This is a genomic window from Myroides odoratus, from assembly GCF_001549985.1.
GTDB classification, from domain to species: Bacteria; Bacteroidota; Bacteroidia; order Flavobacteriales; family Flavobacteriaceae; genus Flavobacterium; species Flavobacterium odoratum_A.
Genome location: NZ_LROZ01000018.1, coordinates 1 through 23,361, shown reverse-complemented (window position 1 = coordinate 23,361; position 23,361 = coordinate 1). Strand labels below are relative to the sequence as shown.

At 35.6% G+C, this 23,361-nt stretch carries 22 protein-coding genes and 1 pseudogene; 18 read left to right on the top strand and 5 right to left on the bottom strand.

Annotated features, from left to right (window positions below; translation table 11 throughout):
- Window positions 1-74 precede the first annotated feature (74 nt).
- From AWV75_RS15080 to AWV75_RS15060, 5 genes are all read left to right on the top strand, one after another.
- On the top strand, window positions 75-611 hold the full coding sequence (locus AWV75_RS15080; protein WP_060875152.1) for a helix-turn-helix domain-containing protein: 537 nt from the start codon (window positions 75-77) through the stop codon (window positions 609-611).
- 123 nt (window positions 612-734) lie between these two features.
- Window positions 735-1,076 carry a 30S ribosomal protein S6 gene (gene rpsF, locus AWV75_RS15075; protein WP_002987044.1) on the top strand — a complete coding sequence of 114 codons (342 nt, stop codon included), beginning with the start codon at window positions 735-737 and terminating at the stop codon, window positions 1,074-1,076.
- Window positions 1,077-1,081: 5 nt separating this feature from the next.
- Window positions 1,082-1,378, top strand: a complete 297-nt coding sequence (gene rpsR, locus AWV75_RS15070; RefSeq protein WP_002987043.1) for a 30S ribosomal protein S18 — start codon at window positions 1,082-1,084, stop codon at window positions 1,376-1,378.
- A 67-nt stretch (window positions 1,379-1,445) separates the two neighbouring features.
- Window positions 1,446-1,889: a 50S ribosomal protein L9 gene (gene rplI / locus AWV75_RS15065; RefSeq protein WP_060875151.1), complete on the top strand. Its 444-nt coding sequence runs from the start codon at window positions 1,446-1,448 to the stop codon at window positions 1,887-1,889.
- A gap of 227 nt (window positions 1,890-2,116) precedes the next feature.
- The gene (locus AWV75_RS15060; protein ID WP_060875150.1) at window positions 2,117-3,073 is read left to right on the top strand and encodes a helix-turn-helix transcriptional regulator; all 957 of its coding nucleotides are present in this window, start codon (window positions 2,117-2,119) and stop codon (window positions 3,071-3,073) included.
- Window positions 3,074-3,107: 34 nt separating this feature from the next.
- Here AWV75_RS15060 and AWV75_RS15055 read toward each other — a convergent pair whose 3' ends face one another.
- Window positions 3,108-3,578, bottom strand: coding sequence for a DinB family protein (locus AWV75_RS15055; RefSeq protein WP_060875149.1), 471 nt, complete (start codon window positions 3,576-3,578; stop codon window positions 3,108-3,110).
- Between the two features lie 159 nt (window positions 3,579-3,737).
- Between AWV75_RS15055 and AWV75_RS15050 the strand changes: the two genes are divergently transcribed.
- From AWV75_RS15050 to recN, 10 genes are all read left to right on the top strand, one after another.
- Entirely contained in the window at window positions 3,738-4,211 is a 474-nt protein-coding gene (locus AWV75_RS15050; RefSeq protein WP_060875148.1) for a DUF6495 family protein, read from the top strand.
- A gap of 10 nt (window positions 4,212-4,221) precedes the next feature.
- A complete protein-coding gene (gene ligA / locus AWV75_RS15045) occupies window positions 4,222-6,225 on the top strand; it encodes an NAD-dependent DNA ligase LigA (RefSeq protein ID WP_060875147.1) in 2,004 nt (667 codons plus the stop codon).
- Between the two features lie 64 nt (window positions 6,226-6,289).
- Window positions 6,290-6,802 carry a DUF6913 domain-containing protein gene (locus tag AWV75_RS15040; RefSeq protein WP_060875146.1) on the top strand — a complete coding sequence of 171 codons (513 nt, stop codon included), beginning with the start codon at window positions 6,290-6,292 and terminating at the stop codon, window positions 6,800-6,802.
- A 6-nt stretch (window positions 6,803-6,808) separates the two neighbouring features.
- Window positions 6,809-7,693, top strand: coding sequence for a 4-hydroxy-tetrahydrodipicolinate synthase (dapA, locus tag AWV75_RS15035; protein ID WP_060875145.1), 885 nt, complete (start codon window positions 6,809-6,811; stop codon window positions 7,691-7,693).
- Between the two features lie 5 nt (window positions 7,694-7,698).
- Window positions 7,699-8,217: a ferritin gene (locus tag AWV75_RS15030; RefSeq protein WP_060875144.1), complete on the top strand. Its 519-nt coding sequence runs from the start codon at window positions 7,699-7,701 to the stop codon at window positions 8,215-8,217.
- Between the two features lie 296 nt (window positions 8,218-8,513).
- Complete coding sequence (locus tag AWV75_RS15025) at window positions 8,514-9,320, top strand: outer membrane protein assembly factor BamD (RefSeq protein ID WP_060875206.1); 807 nt, start codon at window positions 8,514-8,516, stop codon at window positions 9,318-9,320.
- 12 nt (window positions 9,321-9,332) lie between these two features.
- Window positions 9,333-9,650, top strand: coding sequence for a DNA-directed RNA polymerase subunit omega (locus AWV75_RS15020; protein WP_002987014.1), 318 nt, complete (start codon window positions 9,333-9,335; stop codon window positions 9,648-9,650).
- A 13-nt stretch (window positions 9,651-9,663) separates the two neighbouring features.
- Complete coding sequence (gene coaBC, locus AWV75_RS15015; RefSeq protein WP_060875143.1) at window positions 9,664-10,869, top strand: bifunctional phosphopantothenoylcysteine decarboxylase/phosphopantothenate--cysteine ligase CoaBC; 1,206 nt, start codon at window positions 9,664-9,666, stop codon at window positions 10,867-10,869.
- Window positions 10,862-11,752 (top strand): DUF4835 family protein, encoded by an 891-nt coding sequence (locus AWV75_RS15010; protein ID WP_060875142.1) that lies wholly within the window; start codon window positions 10,862-10,864, stop codon window positions 11,750-11,752. Before coaBC ends, AWV75_RS15010 begins: the two co-directional genes overlap by 8 nt.
- Window positions 11,753-11,786: 34 nt before the next feature.
- Window positions 11,787-13,442: a DNA repair protein RecN gene (recN, locus tag AWV75_RS15005; RefSeq protein WP_060875141.1), complete on the top strand. Its 1,656-nt coding sequence runs from the start codon at window positions 11,787-11,789 to the stop codon at window positions 13,440-13,442.
- A 64-nt stretch (window positions 13,443-13,506) separates the two neighbouring features.
- Here the strand turns inward: recN and AWV75_RS15000 are convergent, their stop codons facing one another.
- Window positions 13,507-14,349 carry a DUF4249 family protein gene (locus AWV75_RS15000; protein WP_060875140.1) on the bottom strand — a complete coding sequence of 281 codons (843 nt, stop codon included), beginning with the start codon at window positions 14,347-14,349 and terminating at the stop codon, window positions 13,507-13,509.
- Between the two features lie 5 nt (window positions 14,350-14,354).
- Entirely contained in the window at window positions 14,355-16,736 is a 2,382-nt protein-coding gene (locus AWV75_RS14995) for a TonB-dependent receptor (protein WP_060875205.1), read from the bottom strand.
- A gap of 97 nt (window positions 16,737-16,833) precedes the next feature.
- Between AWV75_RS14995 and AWV75_RS14990 the strand changes: the two genes are divergently transcribed.
- Together AWV75_RS14990 and AWV75_RS14985 are read left to right on the top strand one after the other, a co-directional pair.
- Window positions 16,834-17,889: a sensor histidine kinase gene (locus AWV75_RS14990; RefSeq protein WP_060875139.1), complete on the top strand. Its 1,056-nt coding sequence runs from the start codon at window positions 16,834-16,836 to the stop codon at window positions 17,887-17,889.
- On the top strand, window positions 17,865-18,557 hold the full coding sequence (locus AWV75_RS14985; RefSeq protein ID WP_060875138.1) for a LytR/AlgR family response regulator transcription factor: 693 nt from the start codon (window positions 17,865-17,867) through the stop codon (window positions 18,555-18,557). Before AWV75_RS14990 ends, AWV75_RS14985 begins: the two co-directional genes overlap by 25 nt.
- A 655-nt stretch (window positions 18,558-19,212) precedes the next feature.
- Here AWV75_RS14985 and lpdA read toward each other — a convergent pair.
- Window positions 19,213-20,604, bottom strand: a complete 1,392-nt coding sequence (lpdA, locus tag AWV75_RS14980; protein ID WP_060875137.1) for a dihydrolipoyl dehydrogenase — start codon at window positions 20,602-20,604, stop codon at window positions 19,213-19,215.
- 269 nt (window positions 20,605-20,873) lie between these two features.
- On the bottom strand, window positions 20,874-22,349 hold the full coding sequence (locus AWV75_RS14975; RefSeq protein ID WP_060875136.1) for a DASS family sodium-coupled anion symporter: 1,476 nt from the start codon (window positions 22,347-22,349) through the stop codon (window positions 20,874-20,876).
- A gap of 566 nt (window positions 22,350-22,915) precedes the next feature.
- Between AWV75_RS14975 and AWV75_RS14970 the strand changes: the two are divergent.
- Window positions 22,916-23,361 (top strand): annotated as a pseudogene (locus AWV75_RS14970) (type IV secretion protein Rhs); the annotation flags it as partial.

The following is a 23,361-nucleotide window of genomic DNA, read 5'->3' as shown; positions in this document are numbered from 1 at the left end:
TGTCATAGAGATGTCAGGTGAAAGTAAATAATCGTTGAGTAGGTTTACATCAAAATCGGTTAAGATAGTGTATCATGAAAAACACGGGAGAAAAAATAAAGGAACTTCGAATAGCTAGAGGGTATTCACAAGAAGAATTGGCTATGCAATCGGGATTGTCTATTCGTACGATTCAGCGTATTGAAAAGGGAGAAACAATTCCTCGAGGAAATTCACTACAGTTGTTGTGTGAAGTATTTGGATTGAAAGTAGAGGAGTTATTCCAGTCTAGCGAACGAAAAGCTGAGGATTCAACCATAGCTTCTGTTAGAATTATTTATTTTCTGGTATTAACAGGAATTGTCATTCCTCTTGGGAATATCATTGGGCCATTAATCGGATGGAGTATGTATAAAAAAAATGATGATGTGATTAATACGATTGGAAAAAATGTCATTCTCAGTCAGATTGCTTATACGGTATTGGCAGGAGGTTTGAGCTTATATGCTATTTTTAGTAAGCTTGGGGGTGAGGGCTATGCCTTTGAAGCTATCATGGTGTTTGTCTTTATTTTGGGATTTGTTAATTATGGAATCACGCTGTATATAGGGGTGAAAGGGAGAAAGTTATGATGTTTGCTTGATTTCACATACCTCACGAACTTCACAAAAAAGAAAAAGCAAAAAAACTTTGGTAGATGATATATAAAGTACTATTTTTGCACTCAATTTTATAACAAAATAAATTTTTATTTTATGAATCAATACGAAACTGTTTTCATCTTGAATCCCGTTTTATCTGAAACTCAGGTAAAGGAAACAGTACAGAAATTCGAAGAATTTCTTACATCAAGAGGAGCTGAAATGGTAGCTAAAGAGGATTGGGGCTTAAAAAAATTAGCTTACGAAATCCAACACAAGAAAAGTGGTTTTTATCACTTGTTTGAGTACAAAGTTGCTGGAGATGTAATCATCAACCTTGAAACAGAATTCAGACGTGACGAAAGAGTTATGCGTTTCTTAACTGTTGCTTTAGATAAACACGCTATATCTTGGGCTGAGAGAAGAAGAGAAAAATTAAAATCTAAAAAAGCTTAATTATTATGTCAACTATTGAGCAATCTGCAAAAGGAAAAAAAGACGGAGATATCAGATATCTAACGCCTTTAAACATAGAAACAAACAAAACTAAAAAGTATTGTCGTTTCAAAAAATCAGGAATCAAATACATCGATTATAAAGATGCTGATTTCTTATTAAAATTCGTTAATGAGCAAGGTAAAATTTTACCTCGTCGTTTAACTGGAACTTCTTTGAAATACCAAAGAAAAGTTTCTGTAGCGGTAAAAAGAGCTCGTCACTTAGCTTTAATGCCATACGTAGCGGATTTATTAAAATAATATAATACAAAAACAAGTTGTTGGTTTTCAACTTAGAAACCTAACTTCTTATTAAAAGGACATCAACATGGAAATTATCTTAAAACAAGACGTTCAAAAATTAGGATTTAAAGATGACGTAGTAACTGTAAAACCAGGATACGGACGTAACTACTTAATTCCTCAAGGACTTGCAGTTTTAGCTACTCCTTCTGCAAAGAAAGTATTAGCTGAAAACTTAAAGCAAAGAGCACACAAAGAAGCTAAATTAATCGCTGATGCTAAAGTTATCGCTGAAGCATTAAAAGCAATTGAAATCAAAATCGCTGTTAAAGCTGGTGGAGAGAAATTGTTTGGTTCAGTAACGAACCAAGATTTAGCTGAAGTATTTGCTAAAAACGGTCAAGAAATTGATAGAAAATTCATCGCTTCAGGTGTTATCAAACGTTTAGGTAAATACGCTGCAACAGTACGTTTACACCGTGACGTAATTGTTGAAGTTGATTACGAAGTAATCGCTGAACAAGAGTAATTCACTTGAACTGTATTCAGTTCAATGTAAATATAACTTATATAAAAAGCCTTCCTTTTCAGGGAGGCTTTTTTTGTATTTTTGTTCCTTTGCTTTTTTGAAGTAATTCTTCAATTATAGCCGTATTTTTATCATGCTCTCACCACCTCACCACCTCACCACCTCACCACCTCACCACCTCACCATCATAACCCATAACTAATAACCTATAACTCATAACCCAAAAAATGGACATCAAAAAAAGATTTGACCGCATCATCAGTATATTTATCCATCTACAATCCAAGCCAATTGTGACGGCTCAAGAATTAGCAGATCGATTTGAGGTGAGTTTGCGTACGATTTATCGTGATATTCGATCATTGGAGCAAGCAGGAGTTCCGCTTTATAGTGAACCAGGAGTAGGGTATGCTGTTGTTGATGGGTATAAGATTCCTCCAACTTTATTTACAAGAGAAGAGGCATTGAGTTTTGTTGCAGCGGAAAAAATCATGCAGGTTTATGTGGATCAAGAGCTTAGTGAACATTTTACCTCGGCTTTGTTTAAGATGAAAGCCGTATTGCGTTCCGCTCAAAAAGCGGAAGTATCTGGGATTGCCCCTGCGGTGGTGATGCGTTCCGATAAAACGGTTTTCAATAAAAAAGTACCTTCTGCATTGGCAACGTTGTTTAAGAGTATATCTCTTAAACAACAAGTGCGCATTGCTTATCTAGCGGGAGTAGAAACGGAGGTTACCATTCGCGTTGTCGAACCAATTGGTGTCTTTCATGAAAATAGCTTTTGGTATTTTATGGCGTATTGTCATTTGCGTCAATCTTATCGTCAATTTCGATCGGATCGCATTCAATCTATCGAATTACTTGAAGATCTATTTACCTTAGAACACGGAGACTTGGAAATGTATTTGCCTAGTCGCAATGTAGAACGCAATTTGGAAGTTCGTATTCTAGTATCAAAACAAATGGCTACTTATTTGGTTTGGGAACGTAAATATTATGGATTTGTGGAAGAAATGGAACGAGGAGAATACGTTGAAATGCAGTTCAAAATGAAAGATTTTAACAATGGATTTCCACGTTGGTTCCTGATGTTTGCTGATCATGCAACGATTATTGAACCAGTAGAATTGCAAGAAAAAGTAATACAGTTATTAGAGCAGAGTTTGCTGAAGCACAAAAAATAAAGTCCTTTCAATATAATGAAAGGACTTTATTTTTTTAGAATGTTTCCCAGAAATAAGGAGGTTCAATTCCTAAAGCACGTAGGTATACATAGGCTTGCCCACGGTGGTGAATTTCATTGTCAATGAAATAAAAGATATGTTGTTGAATCTTCAAATCATATTCTCCGAATAAAACAAAATTGTTTTGAAATTGCGCTTCAGTAAGTAAAGGGAATAAAGTATTAATTTGAATCGTATCTTCATCCCATTGTTTTAAAAGTTCTGCTTTGGATGTAAAGGTCGGTTTCTCGTCAAATTTTGTAATTTGATTGGATGTAATAGAAGCTAGCGATGGAACTGCAATAGCAATTAGTTCGGCGCACATCATAGAAAAAGGACGCATTCCTCCAATTGAGAAGTTGAATAAATCATGTTCAGGAAAAGCTTCGATTACTCGTCTTGTTAAGCTTCTTTGTCCTTGCCAGTGCTGTAAAAGCTGTTCTTTGGAAATAATAACGGTGTTCATTTGAAGTGTATTTTTCTTTGTTATACCACAAATGTAGAAGGGAGGGTTGACAACGGTTTGTCAGTAGGTTTAAACTAAAATTATTTTTTATCGGCTTACTGCTACAAACGCAAAAATTCCATTTTATAATTAGTATTTTTGTCTTTCAAAGAAATTATTATGAAGTATTCTCGTCTGACAAAAGAACAATTTGAGGAGTTACATCCGGAATTTGTGAAGTTTTTAGCTGCACAGCAAATCGATAAAAATGAATGGGATAAGTTAAAAGAAGAAAAGCCAGAAGTTGCCGAACAAGAATTAGATGTTTTCTCCGATTTAATCTGGGAAGGTGTGTTGACTAATGCACAATATATCGAGCATTATTCTAAGAATCACATTTTCTTATTTGGGTTTGATGAAAAATACATCAATACAATTGTGATTAAAACCCTGCAACAAGATATTGATTTTTTGACGCAAGAAGGGTTACAATGGTTGTCAGAGGCTGTTTTTACAGCAGATGTAGAAGTGAAGCACGGAGGGAAGAATTTTGGTGCAGATCGCAATGCAGAGCTTTTTGATATTATTCGTCAGGGAGCCATTTTAAGTGATGGGGTGCTGTATACGCAATTTAAAGACATGTTAAACTTGTAAGCCCTAGACGATGACAGAAGTAAAAAGCAAAATTGAAGCACTTAGAAAGGAATTAAACGAGCATAATTACAATTATTATGTACTAGATAATGCAACTATTTCTGATTTTGAGTTTGATCAAAAATTAAAAGAATTAGAAGTATTAGAGCAAAAATATCCTGAGTTTTTTGATGCAGATTCACCAACGCAACGCGTAGGAGGAGCAATTACGAAGAATTTTGAGACGATTGTACATCGAAATAGAATGTATTCTTTAGATAATTCGTACTCTCAAGAAGATTTATTGGATTGGGAAAAGCGCATTCAAAAAGCATTAGGTGATGTTCCTATGGAATATACATGCGAACTAAAATACGATGGAGCTTCAATTAGCATTACCTATGAAGATGGGGTACTTGTTCGTGCGGTTACCCGTGGAGATGGTGTGCAAGGGGATGATGTAACGAATAATATCAAAACAATTAAATCGGTGCCTATTCGTTTGAAGGGGAATGATTATCCGAAGAGTTTTGATATTCGCGGGGAGATTATCTTGCCTTTTGCAGGATTTGAGCGCATGAATCAAGAGCTAATTGAAATTGGAGAGACACCTTATGCAAATCCAAGAAATACAGCTGCAGGAAGTTTAAAATTACAAGATAGCGCAGAGGTAGCCAAGCGTCCTTTAGAATGCTTGTTGTATAATTTAATTGGAGCAGATCTAGGATTTGAAACGCAATATGAAGGATTAGAAAAAGCACGCCAATGGGGATTTAAAGTACCAACGGTTTCGAAATTGGCAAAAAGCATGGACGAAGTCTTGGAATTTATTGCTTATTGGGATGTACATCGTCATGAATTACCTTATGAAACGGATGGTGTAGTAGTAAAAGTAAATTCATTACACGATCAAGAAGAACTTGGGTTTACAGCAAAATCACCTCGTTGGGCTATTGCTTATAAATTTAAGGCAGAACAAGGAGAAACCTTATTAGAATCTATTGTTTATCAAGTAGGACGAACAGGAGCGATTACTCCTGTAGCAAATCTAGCGCCTGTTCAATTGGCAGGTACAACGGTTCGACGTGCGTCTTTACACAATGCAGATCAAATTGCGAAATTAGATGTTCGCGTAGGTGATTATGTGTATGTAGAAAAAGGAGGAGAGATAATCCCTAAAATTGTCGGTGTTAATACGGCAGTTCGTCCAAGTGATTCTCAACCAACAGTCTATATTACTACTTGTCCTGAATGTAATACACCTTTAAAGCGCAACAAAGGAGAAGCTCAACATTATTGCCCGAATGTATATGGATGTCCGCCTCAAATAGCAGGTAGAATTCAACATTTTATCTCGCGTAAAGCAATGGATATTGAAGGGTTAGGAGAGGAAACAGTAGTGTTGTTGTACAACAACGGTTTAATTAAAGATTATGCCGATTTATATGAATTGAAGAAAGAGGATGTATTGCCTCTGGAGCGCATGGCTGAAAAATCAGCAGACAACCTAATCAAGGGAATTGAAGCTTCTAAAGCTATTCCATTCGAACGAGTGTTGTATGGACTGGGGATTCGATTTGTAGGGGAAACGGTAGCGAAAAAATTAGCTAATCACTATAAATCTATTGATGCTTTAGCGGTAGCACCTATGTTGGAAATGATGATGGTTGACGAAATTGGCGAGCGCATTGCTCAAAGTGTGATTGACTTCTTTAGCAATGACATCAACAAGCAAACCATTGAGCGATTAAAGGCCTATGGCGTACAAATGGTCTTGGAGGAAAAAGAATCTACGGTTGTTTCTGATCTTTTAAAAGGGAAAACAATTGTGGTATCAGGTGTATTTACACAAGTGAGCCGAGAGGAATTGAAACAAATGATTGAAGATCACGGAGGGAAAAATGGAAGTTCGATTAGTTCTAAGACAGATTATGTAGTAGCAGGAGATAAAATGGGGCCTTCTAAATTGGAAAAGGCCAATCAATTGGGAATAACGATTTTGACAGAGGAAGCCTTCTTAATGATGATTAAATAATTTGTTGTTAAAGTAGTTAGAAAATTATTAGGCTTTTTCTAACTTTACTTCTTATCAAAGAATTATGTTTAGTACTTTCAAAAAGAAAACATTAAAAAAAGCAATTCATCAAGCTACGTTAAAAGGTTTAGCGTCAGATTTTGACTTTAAACCCCAAACGATAGGTATTTTAATTGAAAAGAGTGAAGTGTCGAAAGTGGATGAATTAATTCAAGCACTGCGTCAAAGCGGTGTATCGACGGATCAGATTAATGTTTTGGTTTATACAGGATTAACCAAGACTAAGCAATTGATAGATCCCTCTTTTAGTTTAAGTGATTTTACACTAACGGGGGATATTCACAACCAAGAAGTAAAGAAATTTATTGATCAACCTTTTGATTGGTTGATTAATTTTTATGCAAAAGATATTGTACCTTTACTATGGGTGAGTGCAAAATCGAAGGCGAAATTTAAGATTGGAGTTGCAACAGTGACACCGAAAATCAACCACTTTAGTTTAGATATTCAGGAGCTACACGCAACGCAATATGCTAAACATTTAATGAATTATATAACTATTTTTAAAACGAAATAAACAAATATGCAATCGCTAAAAGGTACGGGAGTGGCTTTGATTACTCCATTTAAAAAAGACAAATCTGTTGATGTTGAAGCGCTAGAGCGCTTAGTACACTATGTGACTGAGGGAGGAGTGGAATATCTTGTAGTTTTAGGAACAACAGGAGAAGCTGCTACGTTAACACAGGAAGAGAAAGAAGTAGTGAAACAGACTGTAATAAAGGCGAATGCAGGTAAATTACCACTGGTTTTAGGTGTCGGAGGAAATAATACAGCACAGGTTGTCGAGGAATTAAATCCAACCAACTTAGCAGGATTTGATGCTATCTTATCGGTATCTCCTTACTACAATAAACCTACACAAGAAGGGATTTACCAACATTTTAAAGCGATTGCACAACAAAGTAGCTTACCGATTCTATTGTATAATGTGCCAGGACGTACAGGAAGTAATATGAGTCCTAAAACGGTTATCCGCTTAGCAAATGAATTTCCAAATATTGTGGGAATTAAAGAAGCAGCAGGCGATCTTGTTCAAGGAATGGAATTGATTAGACAATCGACACGTCAAGATTTTCTTGTTATTTCTGGAGATGATGCAATTGCCTTGCCTTTAGTATTAGCAGGAGGAGCTGGAGTTATCTCTGTAATTGGACAAGGGGTTCCGGAGCCTTTTTCATCGATGATTCGCTTGGGATTAGAAGGAAAAATAAAAGAGTCTTTTCAGTTGCAATATCAGATGATGCCTATTATTGATATGATATTTGAACAAGGAAATCCAGCGGGAATTAAAGCGGTTTTAGAACAAGCAGATGTCATTGAAAATGAACTGAGATTACCATTAGTTCCAGTGGATCAAGAATTAAAACAACGAATAGAAAAAGAATTTATAAAACTCAAAAATTAAAAACTATGTTATCGAAAAAATTGCAAGATGCTTTAAACGGACAGATTAAAATAGAAGGGGATTCATCTCAAATTTATTTAGCGATGGCAACTTGGGCAGAAGTTCAAGGTTTCGAAGGAATTGCTTCTTTTATGTATGATCAATCGAATGAAGAGCGCACGCATATGCTTAAATTAGTGAAGTATATCAATCAAAGAGGAGGAGAAGCAACAATTCCAGCAGTATCAAAACCTGAGTTGGATTATGCTTCATTTAAGACGCTTTTTACACAATTGTTCGCACATGAAGTATTCGTATCAAAAAGCATCAATGATTTAGTGCATATTGCTTTAGAAGAGCGCGATTATGCAACACACAATTTCCTACAATGGTATGTGTCTGAGCAAATCGAAGAAGAGGCGACAGCGCGTACGATTTTAGATAAAATCAATCTGATTGGAGATGATAAAGGAGGACTTTATTTATTTGACAACGATATGAAGAGCTTTAGAGGAGATGCAGGTGCAACTGCTACTACTGTATAAAATCACAGCATAAAACGAAAAAAGATGCCCATAAGGCATCTTTTTTGTGTATCAAAGGCAAGGAGAACGTTTAAAATATTCGAAAATTCTAGCAGTTGAAGAGGACAATGCAGGTGATTTACACGAAAAGAATCGAAATACTTACTAAATTATCCTGTTAAAATAAAATAAAAAAGACCTTTTTTTCTTTTTAGTAAAGAAAGGTTTTTGTATAATGCAATTATATAACTAAATTTGCAGTTGCTTTTGAAGTGCTATAACTCAAACAGGTGATTGTTTAATACCGAATGAACGAAATGAAAAAATACGTCGGATTATCTCTTTTGGCTTTGACTTTTGTAGGGTGTTCACCCTTACAGAAAGCAATGAAATCAGAAGATTTAGAATTCAAAAAGGATGTTGCTAATCAATACTATGAACAACAAAAGTATAGAAAAGCTATCCGATTATATGAACAAGTAGAGACTTCGTTTAGAGGTAGACCAGGGTATGAGGACATGTACTTCAACTTTGCAGAAGCTACCTATGTAACGAAAGATTATATGTTAGCGGCTGAGCGATTCAAATTATTTGCAGCAACATATCCTAGAGCGGAACGCAGAGAAGAAGCTTTACTAAAAGAAATTAAATGTGGGGTAGAATTATCTCCTGTTTATTCTTTGGATCAGACGATTACAAATACGACGATTGGTAAATTGCAAAAATTTATCGATCAATATCCAGGTTCAGATTTCATTTTTGAGGCGAATTCAATTATGAGTGAGATGAACAAAAAGCTAGAGCAAAAATCGTTTGAAAATGCTAAACAATTGAATACGATTGGTGCTTATACTAGAAATTATGGAGCTGCGATTGTCGCTTTAGACAACTTTATCTATGACTTTCCAGGAACAGAATATAAAGAAGATGCTTTATATTACAAATTGGATTCAGCCTATAAATTAGCTATGAATAGTGTCTACAGCCGATTGGAAGAACGATTGAACAATGCAAAAGGAATGTACGATGCGTTGATTCGTTTTAATAGCGAAACAAAATACAAAGAGAAAGCAGATAAAATGCTTGCAGAAATAAACACAGAATTACAAAAAATTTCAAAATAACCTAAGCGTAAAATGGATTTAAAGAAAACAACTGCTCCAGTAAACACAATTACTTACAACAAAAGTAAAATTGAAGAACCAACTGGTAATATCTATGAAGCTATTACTATTATCGCAAAACGAGCAAGTCAAATCAACGTTGAAATTAAGAACGAATTGATCGATAAGTTAGAGGAGTTCGCTACTAACAATGATAGCTTAGATGAGGTTTTTGAAAATAAAGAACAAATTGAAGTATCAAAGTTCTATGAGAAACTTCCAAAAGCACAAGCATTAGCAGTAGAAGAATGGTTGGAAGGAAAAGTTTCATTCAAAGAAGTTAACAAATAGCATATACTAGAACATGTCAGTGTTAAGCGGAAAAAAAATATTACTAGGTGTAACTGGTGGAATTGCCGCTTATAAAACGGCAAGTTTAGTACGTTTACTTATTAAAGCAGGTGCCGAGGTCCAAGTGATCATGACACCTGCTTCTCATCAATTTGTTACCCCGTTTACTTTATCGACTTTGTCTAAAAAACCAGTGTATACTGAGTTTTTTAACTCCAAAGAAAACGGTACATGGAATAACCATGTAGAATTAGCACTTTGGGCGGATATCTTGTTAATCGCTCCAGCTACAGCTAATGTTTTAGCTAAGATGGCCAATGGGTTATGTGATAACCTCCTTTTAGCTGTTTATATGTCAGCAAAATGTCCTGTTTATATAGCGCCTGCTATGGACTTAGACATGTACGTGCACCCTTCAACAGAAAGAAATCTTACGACGCTAACTTCGTATAATCACGTGATAATTCCCGCAGAAAAAGGGGAATTAGCGAGCGGATTAATCGGACAAGGTAGAATGGCAGAGCCAGAAACGATTGTTGCTGTGCTTGAAGAATCTTTAAATCAGGATTTACCGCTTCAAGGTAAAAAAATACTAATTACAGCTGGTCCAACATACGAACCGATCGACCCTGTGCGTTTTATTGGTAATCACTCTTCTGGTAAAATGGGGTATGATATTGCCAAAGAAGTTGCAAAGCAAGGTGGAACGGTTATCTTAGTGAGTGGTCCGACGAATCAAAAGATAACGCATCCTCAGGTTCAAGTTATTGCTGTGATGTCTGCATCGGAAATGTACGAAGCATGTCATCAGCATTTTGACGAAGTTGATGTAGTAGTAGCTGCAGCTGCAGTGGCAGATTATCGACCAAAGGATGTGGCAACGCAAAAAATAAAAAAGAATGCAGATGAGTTTAGTATAACTTTGGATAAAAATCCAGATATACTCGCTTCATTAGGCGCAATTAAAAAGCAACAGTATTTGATTGGTTTTGCGCTGGAAACGGAAAATGAAGTGGAACATGCCAAGCAGAAGATCGTCAAGAAAAATCTCGATTTGATTGTGTTAAACTCATTAAATGATACAGGTGCAGGTTTTGGAAAACCAACCAATAAGGTTACCTTTATTGATCGTGATTTTACCGTTCAACCCATGGAACTAAAATCAAAAGAAGAGGTTGCTAAAGATATTGTCAATAAAATCATTCAACATTATGAATAAACTTTTTGGACTTTTCGCTTGTTTTTTTCTTTGGATGGGCACATGCCAAGCACAAGAATTGAACGCTAATGTAAGTGTAAATTTTGCACAGGTAGGAAATGCACATCAAAATTATTTCCGAACCTTAGAAAAGTCTTTAAAAGAATTGTTGAATCAAACCACCTGGACGTCTCAACGAATTAATTCTAATGAGAAAATCGATTGTACCTTTTTGTTAACTGTAAGTTCTTTTGATAATAATACGAATATCTCAGGTACTTTACAAGTACAATATGGTCGTCCTATTTTCAATACGACCTATACAAGTCCGGTATTAAATTTCAATGACAAAGATATTGCATTTAATTATACGGAGTTTGAACCTTTGCGTTATAGCGCAGGTACGTATGAATCTAATTTAATCTCTTTGATTTCTTTTTATGTTCATGTTGTTTTAGGGATGGATGGGGATACCTTCGCTAAAGATGGAGGAAATAGCTACTATCAAGAGGCTTCTTTAATCGCTTCGATGGCCCAACAGTCTGGAGCAAAAGGATGGAAACAAGGAGATGGAACTAATACGCGTTATACACTAATTAACGATTTAACGTCAGGAGCAAGCAGACCTTTTCGAGATGCTTTATACACCTATCACCGTACAGGATTAGATACGATGAGTGAGAGCTTAGAAGGAGGTCGCGATGGGATATTTAAAGGGTTGGAAGACTTAAGACAATATAATGCTGTTCGATCTAACTCGCTTTTAATTCGCGTGTTTTTTGATGCTAAAACAGAAGAATTAGTTAATGTATATAGTGGAATTGCAGATCGCAATAAGAAACGTGTGACTGAAATATTACATGCAATATCTCCCCTAAATGCTTCTAAATGGAATAATTTATAAGTATCTTTCCCTGTAAAATTTAATTGTTTCGGCTATGCTTACTTCATTGAGTATAAAAAATTTCGCTTTAATCGATCATTTAGAAATTGAGTTTTTTAAAGGTTTTTCTATTATAACTGGTGAAACTGGTGCTGGAAAATCAATTGTTTTAGGCGCATTAGGTCTATTACAAGGGAAACGAGCAGATTTAGGTTCCCTTAAAAATAAGGATGAAAAATGCGTAATTGAAGGTCAATTCAAAGTAGATCCGTATAAATTAGAAGAGCTCTACTCTTTCTTGGATATGGACTATGAGCCTATTACCATCATCCGAAGAGAAATTTTACCTTCTGGAAAATCTAGAGCTTTTGTGAATGATTCTCCCGTAAATCTAACGGATTTGCAGGAATTAAGTGCGGTGTTATTGGATATTCACTCCCAACATCAAACGAGTGAATTGAGCGAAGAAACGTATCAAATAAAAGTCATTGATGCTATTGCCAAGAACGAAGAGACTTTAGAGGAATATCAAAAGCAATTAAAATTATATAAAGCTTCTGTTAGTGAACTCAAACAACTAAAAGAAGAGGAAATAGAACTGCTAAAAGAACAAGATTACAACGCTTTTCTTTTAGAAGAATTAGAGGCACTGCAATTGACAACGATTGATCAAGTAGAATTGGAAAGTGAATTTGAAAAATTGAACAACGTTGAACATGTACGTGAAAGTTTTGCGTTGGCTACTCAGATTCTAACAACGGATCAGATGGGCGTGATTCAAGGATTAAAAGAATTGCGTCAAACCCTACAGAAAACTGCAACAGTGTCTAAGGATTACGAAGAACTTTACAATCGCGTAGTAAGTGCTGAAATCGAACTAGCAGATTTAGCTAGTGAAATTGAACGTGAAATAGACCATGTTGTTTCTGACCCAGAGCGACTAACGGTCTTACACGAACGTTTACAAGTGTTGTATGCAATGCAAAAGAAACATCAAGTAAATTCAGTAGAAGAGCTATTAGCTATTGAAACGGGCTTGAATGATAAGGTATTCAAAGTAGAGGAGGTTCAGCATAAAATTGTCGCTGTAGAAAAGCAGATTGAAATGTTGTTGGGTAAGTTAGATCAATTGGCCGATCAGTTATCTCAAGCAAGGAAACAAGCAATTCCTGCTTTGAGCGATCAATTGGTAGAAATATTGACTTTAGTAGGAATGCCACATGCAACGTTTCAGTTTGATTTTAAAACGGTAGATCAGTATTTAATTAACGGAAAGGATCAGATGCAGCTGCAATTCTCAGCTAATAAAGGCATGGATTATGGTTTACTGAAAAAGGTAGCTTCTGGCGGAGAATTGTCGCGTATTATGTTGGCAATTAAAGCGATTTTGGCGCGATATTCTAATTTACCGACGATTATTTTTGATGAAATTGATACAGGGGTATCTGGAGAGGTTGCAGATAAAATGGGGGTAATCATGAAAGATATGAGTACCTTAATGCAGGTTTTTGCTATTACCCATTTACCACAAATTGCTGCCAAAGGACACCAGCATTATAAAGTATTCAAAGCGTCGGAAGGAGAGTCTACGACATCTAAATTAATTCAATTGGATCAGGAGCATCGCGTGGAAGAAATTGCGCAGATGTTGTCTGGAAAAGATATTACTGCTTCTGCTTTGCAACATGCAAAGGAGTTGTTGAACGGTTGACAGTTTACAGTTAACGGTTAAATAAAAAAGCGACAAGAAGATTCATCTTCTTGTCGCTTTTTTATTAAGACTTTGGTTGTTCAAAAATAGTATGAGTAGCCTGTTGTTTTTCAATCACTCTAAAGTAGCCTAACGCTTCTTTTTTAGGAGTTGTTTGATTTTTTACGTTTCCAATTATGCGTCCACTAGGTACTTGGAAAGGTCCTCCACCATTGCCAATAGCATCGAAAAAACTCATGGCAAAATCGTGATAATTTCTGGAGATTTGTGCCAATTCAATTTCTATTTTTTCTCCAGGTACCGCATCTCCATCAATGATATAAAGTGATTCCATTCGGTTTCCTTTTGAGTATTCATTTGATAATACGCGTGGTTGTGGAGCTTTCTTTTCGTATTGATAGTACAAATAGTAGTAATTCAAATTCTGATTAGGTCTAGGTATATCCTGATAATAAACGCGAATCACATAGTAATCGGTATCAAAGTATTTTTCGCGTTTTTGCGCTATTTCAAGGATTTCTGGACTTGAGGTATAAGTTTCAGTAGCTTGATATAAATCGTTATCATATTCAATTTCCAATTTAAAGGTATCTCCCTCAGTAGGTTTGGTAATTTCAGTTGAATAGTAACGTCCAGTCTGACCTAATTCGCTCAATAGGAATTGATTACCTTGTTTGTCACTGATACGAACAATAGCATTGTTTACTGGTGGAATTTCCAAGTTGAAGTAATCAGTTGTCAAACTTAGTTTGATAAATACGGTATCGGTAGCTCCAATTTTGTTGAAGTCTAAGTTTCCTTCTACAACTAAACGAGGTTCAGCAGTAGGTAAATCAATATCAATTACTTTGGTACAAGAGGTAAGAGATAAGGTTAATAGAAGTGCTATATAGGATAATGCTTTCATTTTACTTAGAATTTAAAATTGTACGTAACACTTGGTACGAAACCAAAAATAGACATTTTTTCAGCTTCATTTTTTCCGCGAATATCTTCGTTTTCTCTGAAAGAAATAGATGCCGCATTGTATCGACTGTATAGGTTATAAATTCCAAAAACCCATTCTCCTTTCCATCGTTTCGTTGAGTTTGGTTTTGGCGTATACGTAGCAGATACATCTAAATGGTGATAGGCAGGCATGTTATTAGCGTAACGATCTCCAAATTTAGGCACACGTAGTCCTAAGTATTCATATTGACCTTCAGGATAAGTGATTGGACGACCGGATTGTAGTGTAAAACTTGCGCCAAAGGTCCATTTCGGATTTAATTCATATAGAGCTGTAATAGACAAATCATGTAGTTTATCATAGGATGCTCTATACCAATCGCCGTTGTTGATTCCCGGTTCAAATGCTGTTCTCCCTGGTGTACGTTGTTCTGCTCTTGATAAGGTATAAGCCACCCATCCTGTTAGTTTCCCTAAGTTCTTTCTAAAAAGCACTTCCAATCCATAAGCTCTTCCTTCTCCATTGAGAATAACGCGTTCAATAGCTTCATTTCCTACTAATTGCGCCCCATCAATGTAATCAATGCTGTTTTTTACTTTTTTGTAAAATACTTCAGTTTCTAAACTATACCTTCCTTCTGCAAAGTTTTGGAAATATCCCAAAGCAACTTGATCCACTAATTCTGGATCGGTATATTTTCCACTAGGTGTCCAAATATCTAAAGGTGTTGGCGCTGCTGTATTAGACATCAAGTGAATATATTGTGTCATTCGGTTATAGCTCGCTTTAATGGATTGATTGTCATTCAAAATATAAGCAACACCGATACGAGGTTCTAAGTTGTTGAATTGCTCAATCGATTTGTTTTTCTTATAATAGGTAGTCTCTAACATATCTGCCATTTTGTAAACCCCCAATTGCTGATCATACCAAACTGGTTGATTGTTGGCATAAGTATGCTCAATTCCTTTCCCTTTCGCATTGAAGTGAGAGAATCGCAAGCCGTAATTTACACTAATATGCTGGCCAAAATTCTGTTCAGCTTCTACATAAACACTACTTTCGGATGCATACTTATTATCTATTTTTTTGTAGTTGATAGAAGAATCACTTTTTGTTGGTTTGATTGTTCCAGGGTAGAAAATATATTCTGTATGTCCGATACCATAGCGCAATTGTAATGCTGAATTGATATCATGCAAGAAATCATATTTGATTTGTGTACTTTTAATTCCATTCTTCCAGTTAAATCCTACTAAATCTAAATCTAGATCATAGGTATATTGACTGGTTGATAAAGATAAGGTTCCCGCTAAATCATCGTTGTACAGCGTTTGCCATTCTAAAGTAGCTGCTAAGTTTCCAAAGCTGTTTTTCATTAAATCCTTGAAGCTAAATACGTCTTTTCCATAATACGCAGAAAAGTTGATTTTGTTCTTTTTATTAATATCAAAACTCAATTTAGTATTGATGTCATAGAAATAAGCAGAGTTTTTGTTGTCTGATAATTTCAAGAACAAATGCGCATAAGAACCACGTCCTGCAATCAAAAAGGAAGATTTTCCTTTTTGAATCGGTCCTTGAGCCAATAAACGACTAGAAATTACACCAATTCCACCTTCAAAAGTGTAATCGTTCTTATTTCCTTCTTTTTGAACTACATCGAGTACAGATGAAGCTCTACCTCCAAAACGCGCAGGAATACCTCCTTTATATAGTTTTAAATCTCGAATAGCATCTGAGTTAAATACCGAAAAGAAACCAAATAGGTGAGAAGAACTATATACACTAGCATTGTCTAATAATACTAAGTTTTGCCCTGCACTTCCACCGCGAACATTAAATCCTGCAGCACCTTCTCCAGCATTCGTTACACCAGGTAGTTGTAGGATGGACTTTAGAATATCCGTTTCCCCTAATACAACTGGCATTTTCTTGATTTCTTCTGTAGTCAATTTGTTGACACTCATTTCTGGTTTTCGAATATCAACTTTGTTTTTATTTTGTACAATCACCACTTCTGATAGTTCAGCGTTATCTGTGGTTAGTACAAAATCTAACGTTTGGTTTTTACTTAGATTGACTTTCGTAAACTTATCTGCATATCCAATGTAGGATATTTTTAAGGAATAGGTTCCTTCTTGTAGCTGTATGGAATAATGTCCTTTTTCATTTGTGATGGCGCCATTATTGATTTCATTAATGTAAATCGTAGCACCAATTAAAGGTTCGCGGTTGTCTTTTATGGTTCCTTGTAAAAGATACGTCGATTGAGCTTTTACGCCCATTGTAATAAAGAACAAGGCACAAAGTAAAAAGGCTGTTCTGAGTTGACCAGGTATCATCATAGTTTGATAATTAATTCGAGTACGAAAATAACTAAGTTTTAGGGGTTTTTAAGAAAAGAATATGTAAAAGGTAGTTTTTTTATTTTAATGGTTTTTGTATAAGTTTTTTGCAGTCAATGTGTTGGATGAAGTATCTTTAGTCCATAAACAAGTTGAAATGTGGAGATGGTATTCTAATATATGGTATCGCAATATTTTTGGGTTATTGGCCTTGTGCTTGATTTTTGGTTTTATTCAATATACTAGTTTAGGCGATAAAGGCATCCGAGAAATTTTGGTAGAGATGGTTCCAGCTATCTCTTTGATTTATTTTTTAATTTACATCAACAATGTATTTATCATTAAGCGCTTTCTATTAACCAAAAAGTATGATTCTTTTCTTCTGTGGTTTCTCGTTTATTTGGTTTTTAGTGTCTTTTGTTTGAGTCAATATGCCCTTTATGCTGGTGAATTTAAATCGTTAATTCTCGAAATTACCAATACGTTGTTTTTTACTATCTTAGGAACAGGAACCTATTTTATTCATCAATGGGCCTTTCAGAATATTACATTACGCGAACGAAAATTAGCTAATACAGAAGCGGAATTAGATTTTCTAAAGATGCAATTGAACCCACACTTTCTGTTGAATGCAATGAATAATTTATATGGAGAAGCCTTGACAAATCCTGATGATACCCCTAATCGAATTTTACAGCTTTCTCATCTGTTTCGTTATCAAATTGAAGCAAGTAAGAAAGAAGAAGTGCGCTTAGAATTGGAAATTGATTTTGTCAATGAATATTTAGACTATTATCGGTTTACAAGCGATTCTTTGGTGGTGTATAGTGAGTATTATGGTGACTTAGAAGCGTATCAAGTACCACCACTATTGTTTTTTAGTTTGGTAGAAAATGCCGTAAAGTTTAGTTTGCAAACAGAACAACCCTCTATTTCCATCCGATGGAAAGAAGAAGAAGGAAAGATATACTTCGAAATAATCAATAGTTGTTTACCCATTGAAAAACAGAAAAAGGGAACCGGTTTGGGGTTAAACAACTTAAAAAGACGCTTAGAAGTATCGGGAATACATGCTAAATTTGAAGTTGAGGATTTAAAGAATAAATATAAAGCAAAACTTACATTATGGGGACTAAATACAAATGTTTAATAGTTGATGACGAGAAACCAGCACATCAGGTGTTGATGAGTCATATCAATCAATGTGAAGATTTAGAATGTGTAGGTACTGCCTTTTCTGGCAAAGAAGCTCTACTTTTTTTACAAAAAAATGAAGTGGATATTCTATTGTTGGATATTAATATGCCACTTATTTCTGGATTGGAATTTTTGGATATGATAGCAGTAAAACCAATCACGATTATTACAACTGCTTATTCGGATTTTGCTTTAGAATCCTATGAAAAGGATGCGGTGGATTATTTATTAAAACCTATCTCATTTGGCAAATTTTTAAAAGCGATTGAAAAGGCGAAAATCTTTTGCAAAAATAGAAAAGGCTCCACAGATGAAGTAAAGGATAATGTGTTGAAAATTAGAGAAGATGGGTTGGATATACTACTTGATATAGATGAGATTCTCTTTGTTGAAAGCGCGGGAAACTACATTAAAATATTTGTAGAAAATCGCAGTAAGAGCTATTTTGTTTATGGGTCATTGATTAGCATTAAAACGGAATTACCGGATTATTTTATTCAAGTGCATCGTTCTTTTATTGTCAATCGAAAACAGATTGTAAAAAAGGAGCTTGGCAAAGTAACTTTACATGTTAACATCGAAATACCTGTAGGTAGAAAATATCAGATTTTAATTGAATAGTGTTAGGAGTGAGGGATGCTTTTTTGTATTAATTTTCTTGAGAAGCATAGTAAATCTTTATAATAGAGGGTAAACAATCTGTTTTAGATGATTTAAGTAACATCACGACGTACGAAAAGCCTTTTGTAGGTTGTTTTTTGCAGAATTTTCCTTGAAAAAAAGCGGATTATATCTTGAAGATAAAGAAAGAATGGAAGTTGTGAATGTTCACTAAATAAAAATAGAATCGTACAAGTTAGATCTACCTTGAAGCTATTTCTTAAAGGTAGATCTATTTTTTTAGACTAGCCTTATAAGTGAGAAATGCGTGTTGATTTTTTTAGCTTTCGCTGTCCTAGAATACTAATGGCAATGCAGATAAGTGCAAATGCAAGAGATCCAATTTCTAATGTTTGTTTATAGAGGAATTGATCGATGTTTTGGACCATTAGTATCATTCCGACGACCAGGAATAAAAAAGCAATACTCCGTAAAAAGGAGAGTGAAAATCGATTCATAATCAAATTATTTAAGGTTAATAGGTTTAAATATAGCTAATTATGTTCTGTTTTCAAAGAAATAGAGGGAAAAGAAAGTACTGAAAGCGGAATAAAAATAAAAAGTCTGTCGAAAACCGACAGACTTTTTTATGTTTAAAACGATGTATCGTTTATGATTATAAGTGGATTACTTCACCGTAAGCGTCAGCAACAGCTTCCATTACTGCTTCACTCATTGTAGGGTGAGGGTGAACCGCTTTAAGGATTTCATATCCTGTTGTTTCTAGTTTACGAGCTACAACTGCTTCTGCAATCATATCTGTAACACCAGCACCAATCATATGACATCCTAACCATTCTCCGTATTTTGCATCAAAGATAACTTTTACAAATCCGTCAGGTGTTCCTCCTGCTTGTGCTTTTCCAGAAGCAGAGAATGGGAATTTACCAACTTTGATTTCGTATCCCGCTTCGATTGCTTTTTTCTCTGTTAATCCAACAGAAGCAATTTCAGGAGTAGCGTATGTACATCCAGGGATATTTCCATAATCTAATGGCTCAACGTGGTGACCTGCGATTTTTTCAACACATAAGATTCCTTCTGCAGAAGCAACGTGTGCTAATGCTTGTCCAGGAACAACATCTCCAATTGCATAGTATCCTGGGATATTGGTTTGGTAGAAATCGTTTACTAAGATTTTATCTCTATCTGTAGCAATTCCAACTTCTTCTAAACCGATGTTTTCGATATTTGTTTTAATACCTACTGCAGATAAAACAATATCAGCCTCGATGATTTCTTCTCCTTTAGCTGTTTTAACTGTTGCTTTTACTCCTTCTCCAGTTGTATCTACCTTTTCTACAGAAGCATTCGTCATTACTTTAATTCCAGCTTTTTTCAATGAACGCTCGAATTGTTTAGAGATATCTTCGTCTTCAACAGGAACAATGTTTGGCATGAATTCCACCACCGTTACATCTGTACCCATTGCATTATAGAAATAAGCAAACTCAACTCCAATTGCACCAGAACCAACCACGATCATTTTCTTTGGTTGTTTTGGTAAAGTTAAAGCTTGACGGTATCCGATTACTTTTGTACCATCTTGTGGTAAGTTTGGCAATTCTCTAGAACGAGCTCCTGTTGCAATGATAATATGGTCAGCACTATATTCTGTTACTTTTCCATCTTTATCTGTTACATCAATCTTTTTGCCTGGTTTTACTTTACCAAATCCATCGATAACCTCAATTTTGTTCTTTTTCATCAAGAATTGAACACCTTTGCTCATTCCAGCAGCAACTCCACGTGAACGTGCAACTACAGCATCGAAATCTTTATCAACTTCTCCATTAATTGTCAAACCATAGTCAGAAGCATGCTTCAAGTATTCAAATACTTGTGCAGATTTTAGAAGTGCTTTTGTAGGAATACATCCCCAGTTTAAGCAAATACCTCCTAAATTTTCTCTTTCAACTACTGCGACTTTAAAGCCTAATTGAGATGCTCTGATTGCAGTAACGTACCCTCCAGGGCCACTTCCTAAAACAATAATATCGAATTTCATATGTATGTATTTCTATATTTTACGCTACGAAAATAATCAATTATTTCGGTACTTGAAACTTTCGGTTTGAAAAGTTGATTGACAGTAAATTATAGAATTGTAAATTCAAGATCTTTTGAGGGATGTTTAGAAATGGAATTGTCAAGTAATATTTTAAAATATTGTCTATTTGTTATTCGTTTCTTGTTTTATTGGAAACAAAATGCGTAAGAGTATTGAAACCCCCAAGCCTAAGTAAAAATAATAAAACTATCGTGGTAATGATAGGATTACCAATATCCTAGGATTTTCCACCATAGGCCGCCGATTGTAATCCAAATGAATAAGTTTACAAGACTGATAATAAACCCTACCTTCCACCATTCGGCGAGTGTGGTATAGCCTGCGCCAAATATAATGGGAGCTGTTCCAGTTCCATAATGGGTTAAAGACATCATTAAAGAAGAAGAAAAACCAAGTAATAGAGCTAATAACATAGGAGGAGTACCTAAGGCAATTCCCGCAGCAAAAAAGGCCGCAAACATGGCTGTGATGTGCGCAGTTGTACTAGCAAAAAAATAATGCGAATAAACATAGACTAGTAGTAGAATTAATGTACCTACAATCCAATTTACTCCCAAATGATTGATACCTGTACCTACGGTTTGAGCTAGCCAAGAAACCAATCCCAATTTGCCTAAGAAACTCGCCATCATGACTAGTGCTGCAAACCAAACAATTGTATCCCATGCACCTTTGTTTTTTAGAATATCGTCCCAGGTAAGCACACCAGTAGCAAGTAGAATAGATAGACCAATAAATGCTGCTGTTGTTGGTTGTATAAGATAACCTTCTCCAAAGAGCATCGCGGGAACACCAGCCCAAAGTAAGAGTAAAAGAATAAAAACACCAAGTGTGATTTTTTCAGGTAGTGAAAATGGCCCCAATTCTTTCAATTTCGCTTGGGCAAACACAGGTGCATTTGGGGTTTCTTTAATTTCTGGAGGGCATATTTTGTAGATCACTAAAGGCATGATGAACAAGGAGAAAAGAGCAGGTAAGAAAGCTGCTACGGCCCACATACCCCAAGATAGATGAAAGGCGGGATCTGTTCCTTCATAAATCATACTCACAAGGAGTGGATTTGGAGCAGTTGCTGTAATAAACATAGCTGAAGTAATGGGGTTGGTATTGTAGTTGACCAATGATAAATATCGACCGATGCGTTTTCTTAAAGTAGCTGTAGGGCTAGATCCGAAACTTTCTGAGATGGAACGCATAATTGGATAGATAATACCGCCACCACGAGCGGTATTACTAGGAGTTACGGGAGCTAAAATAGTTTCTGCAAAGGCTAATGCATAAGCAATCCCCAGTGTTTTTTTGCCAAAGATGGAAATCAAAAAATATCCGATTCTTGCACCTAAACCAGTTTTACCTAAACTAATTGAAATCATAATTGAAATTCCAATCAACCAAATGAGGTCATTGGAGAAACCACTTAAAGCATCTACTAAGGCAGCTTTAGAATTTCCAGGATTGGTAACGCCTGTTACAGCAACTAAAGCAATGGCACCAATGGATACAGCGCCAATAGGCAAGGCTTTCCCAATAATTGCAGCAATTGTACCAACAAATAAAGCGAGTAAATGCCAAGCATTTGGGTCTACCCCTTCAGGAATTGGAATGAAAAACCAAATGAGTATAGTTAGCGATACAGCAATAGCTGTGGGAATCGGTTTAATAGGTTCTAAGGTATACGCCATCTTCAATCATTTTTAGGATAACTATGCGAGTTGAATCCATGCTAGGATGGTGTGTGTGAATTGTATCCTAACATTGTATCACTTACTCTCTATATATCAAGAAATAGACCAAACTTTGTTTTTGTTGGATCTTTTTACCCCCTATTGAAGCAATAGAAAAAGGATATCGAAAAGGCATGGGAAATGAACTGTGTTTTTAAGGTTAGTCGGTTGCAGTTGATTACTAGTAGAAAATGGCGGATATAGGGTGTGCTGAGCGAACTAGGTTCTTTTGATAAAAGTTCATTTTAATTAAAACATATTGATTTGTTAATTTTCTTTGGTTTTGATCACTTGTTTAAGAGAATATACAGGAGGGGTAATGAAATAACGCTCTACTTTTAAAATGTTTTAGTATGCTGAAACAGCGTTTGTTAGCATATACCAAGAAAGAAGAAAGGGCGGATGAAGTGACGAATTAGAAAATAAAGTGATGTTTTTTAGTTTCATGGTATCGTTTAGTATATGTGATGATTGCTGTTTTGTGTATACGGAACGAAGTAATGTAATCTTAAAACCAAATACTTATGAAGGAATTTTTTTCACAAAGTCAGAATTTCATTGGATCCCATCAAACGGGGATTGATCCAAGAACGGGTGTCTTTACTCTACACCTCCCTTTAGCTAATATCCATGCCAATTACGGTATGGGTCCAGAGGTTTCCTTGTCTTTGACAGGTAGCTCTTTAAGTCAAGAAGATGAGGGCTTTGGCGCTGGTTTTGGACTTCCTTTTACCACCTATGACAAGCCCAACCGACTGCTGCGATTATCTACAGGGGAGCAGTATTTAGTGGAGGATGATAGCGATCATTATGAAGGTGAAATTACCGTCAAACAAAAAAAGCTGAACAACTTTATCTTTGAGCGCTTCAATGGCTCTGCTACAGAAGTGGGCTATTACAAAGTGACCTATAAATCAGGGTTGGTTGAGATTTTAGATAGTCCCTCTTCTTTGGAACCTATTAAAAATAC

Coding starts and splice junctions, on each gene's coding strand:
- AWV75_RS15020 (WP_002987014.1), top strand. CDS start 9,333: ATGGATTTAAAGAAAACAACTGCTCCAGTAAACACAATTACTTACAAC.
- AWV75_RS15000 (WP_060875140.1), bottom strand. CDS start 14,349: ATGAAAGCATTATCCTATATAGCACTTCTATTAACCTTATCTCTTACC.
- AWV75_RS14995 (WP_060875205.1), bottom strand. CDS start 16,736: ATGATACCTGGTCAACTCAGAACAGCCTTTTTACTTTGTGCCTTGTTC.
- recN (WP_060875141.1), top strand. CDS start 11,787: ATGCTTACTTCATTGAGTATAAAAAATTTCGCTTTAATCGATCATTTA.
- AWV75_RS15080 (WP_060875152.1), top strand. CDS start 75: ATGAAAAACACGGGAGAAAAAATAAAGGAACTTCGAATAGCTAGAGGG.
- rpsF (WP_002987044.1), top strand. CDS start 735: ATGAATCAATACGAAACTGTTTTCATCTTGAATCCCGTTTTATCTGAA.
- AWV75_RS15025 (WP_060875206.1), top strand. CDS start 8,514: ATGAAAAAATACGTCGGATTATCTCTTTTGGCTTTGACTTTTGTAGGG.
- coaBC (WP_060875143.1), top strand. CDS start 9,664: ATGTCAGTGTTAAGCGGAAAAAAAATATTACTAGGTGTAACTGGTGGA.
- AWV75_RS15040 (WP_060875146.1), top strand. CDS start 6,290: ATGTTTAGTACTTTCAAAAAGAAAACATTAAAAAAAGCAATTCATCAA.
- AWV75_RS15055 (WP_060875149.1), bottom strand. CDS start 3,578: ATGAACACCGTTATTATTTCCAAAGAACAGCTTTTACAGCACTGGCAA.
- AWV75_RS15010 (WP_060875142.1), top strand. CDS start 10,862: ATGAATAAACTTTTTGGACTTTTCGCTTGTTTTTTTCTTTGGATGGGC.
- dapA (WP_060875145.1), top strand. CDS start 6,809: ATGCAATCGCTAAAAGGTACGGGAGTGGCTTTGATTACTCCATTTAAA.
- ligA (WP_060875147.1), top strand. CDS start 4,222: ATGACAGAAGTAAAAAGCAAAATTGAAGCACTTAGAAAGGAATTAAAC.
- AWV75_RS14985 (WP_060875138.1), top strand. CDS start 17,865: ATGGGGACTAAATACAAATGTTTAATAGTTGATGACGAGAAACCAGCA.
- AWV75_RS15050 (WP_060875148.1), top strand. CDS start 3,738: ATGAAGTATTCTCGTCTGACAAAAGAACAATTTGAGGAGTTACATCCG.
- lpdA (WP_060875137.1), bottom strand. CDS start 20,604: ATGAAATTCGATATTATTGTTTTAGGAAGTGGCCCTGGAGGGTACGTT.
- AWV75_RS14975 (WP_060875136.1), bottom strand. CDS start 22,349: ATGGCGTATACCTTAGAACCTATTAAACCGATTCCCACAGCTATTGCT.
- AWV75_RS15060 (WP_060875150.1), top strand. CDS start 2,117: ATGGACATCAAAAAAAGATTTGACCGCATCATCAGTATATTTATCCAT.
- rpsR (WP_002987043.1), top strand. CDS start 1,082: ATGTCAACTATTGAGCAATCTGCAAAAGGAAAAAAAGACGGAGATATC.
- AWV75_RS15030 (WP_060875144.1), top strand. CDS start 7,699: ATGTTATCGAAAAAATTGCAAGATGCTTTAAACGGACAGATTAAAATA.
- rplI (WP_060875151.1), top strand. CDS start 1,446: ATGGAAATTATCTTAAAACAAGACGTTCAAAAATTAGGATTTAAAGAT.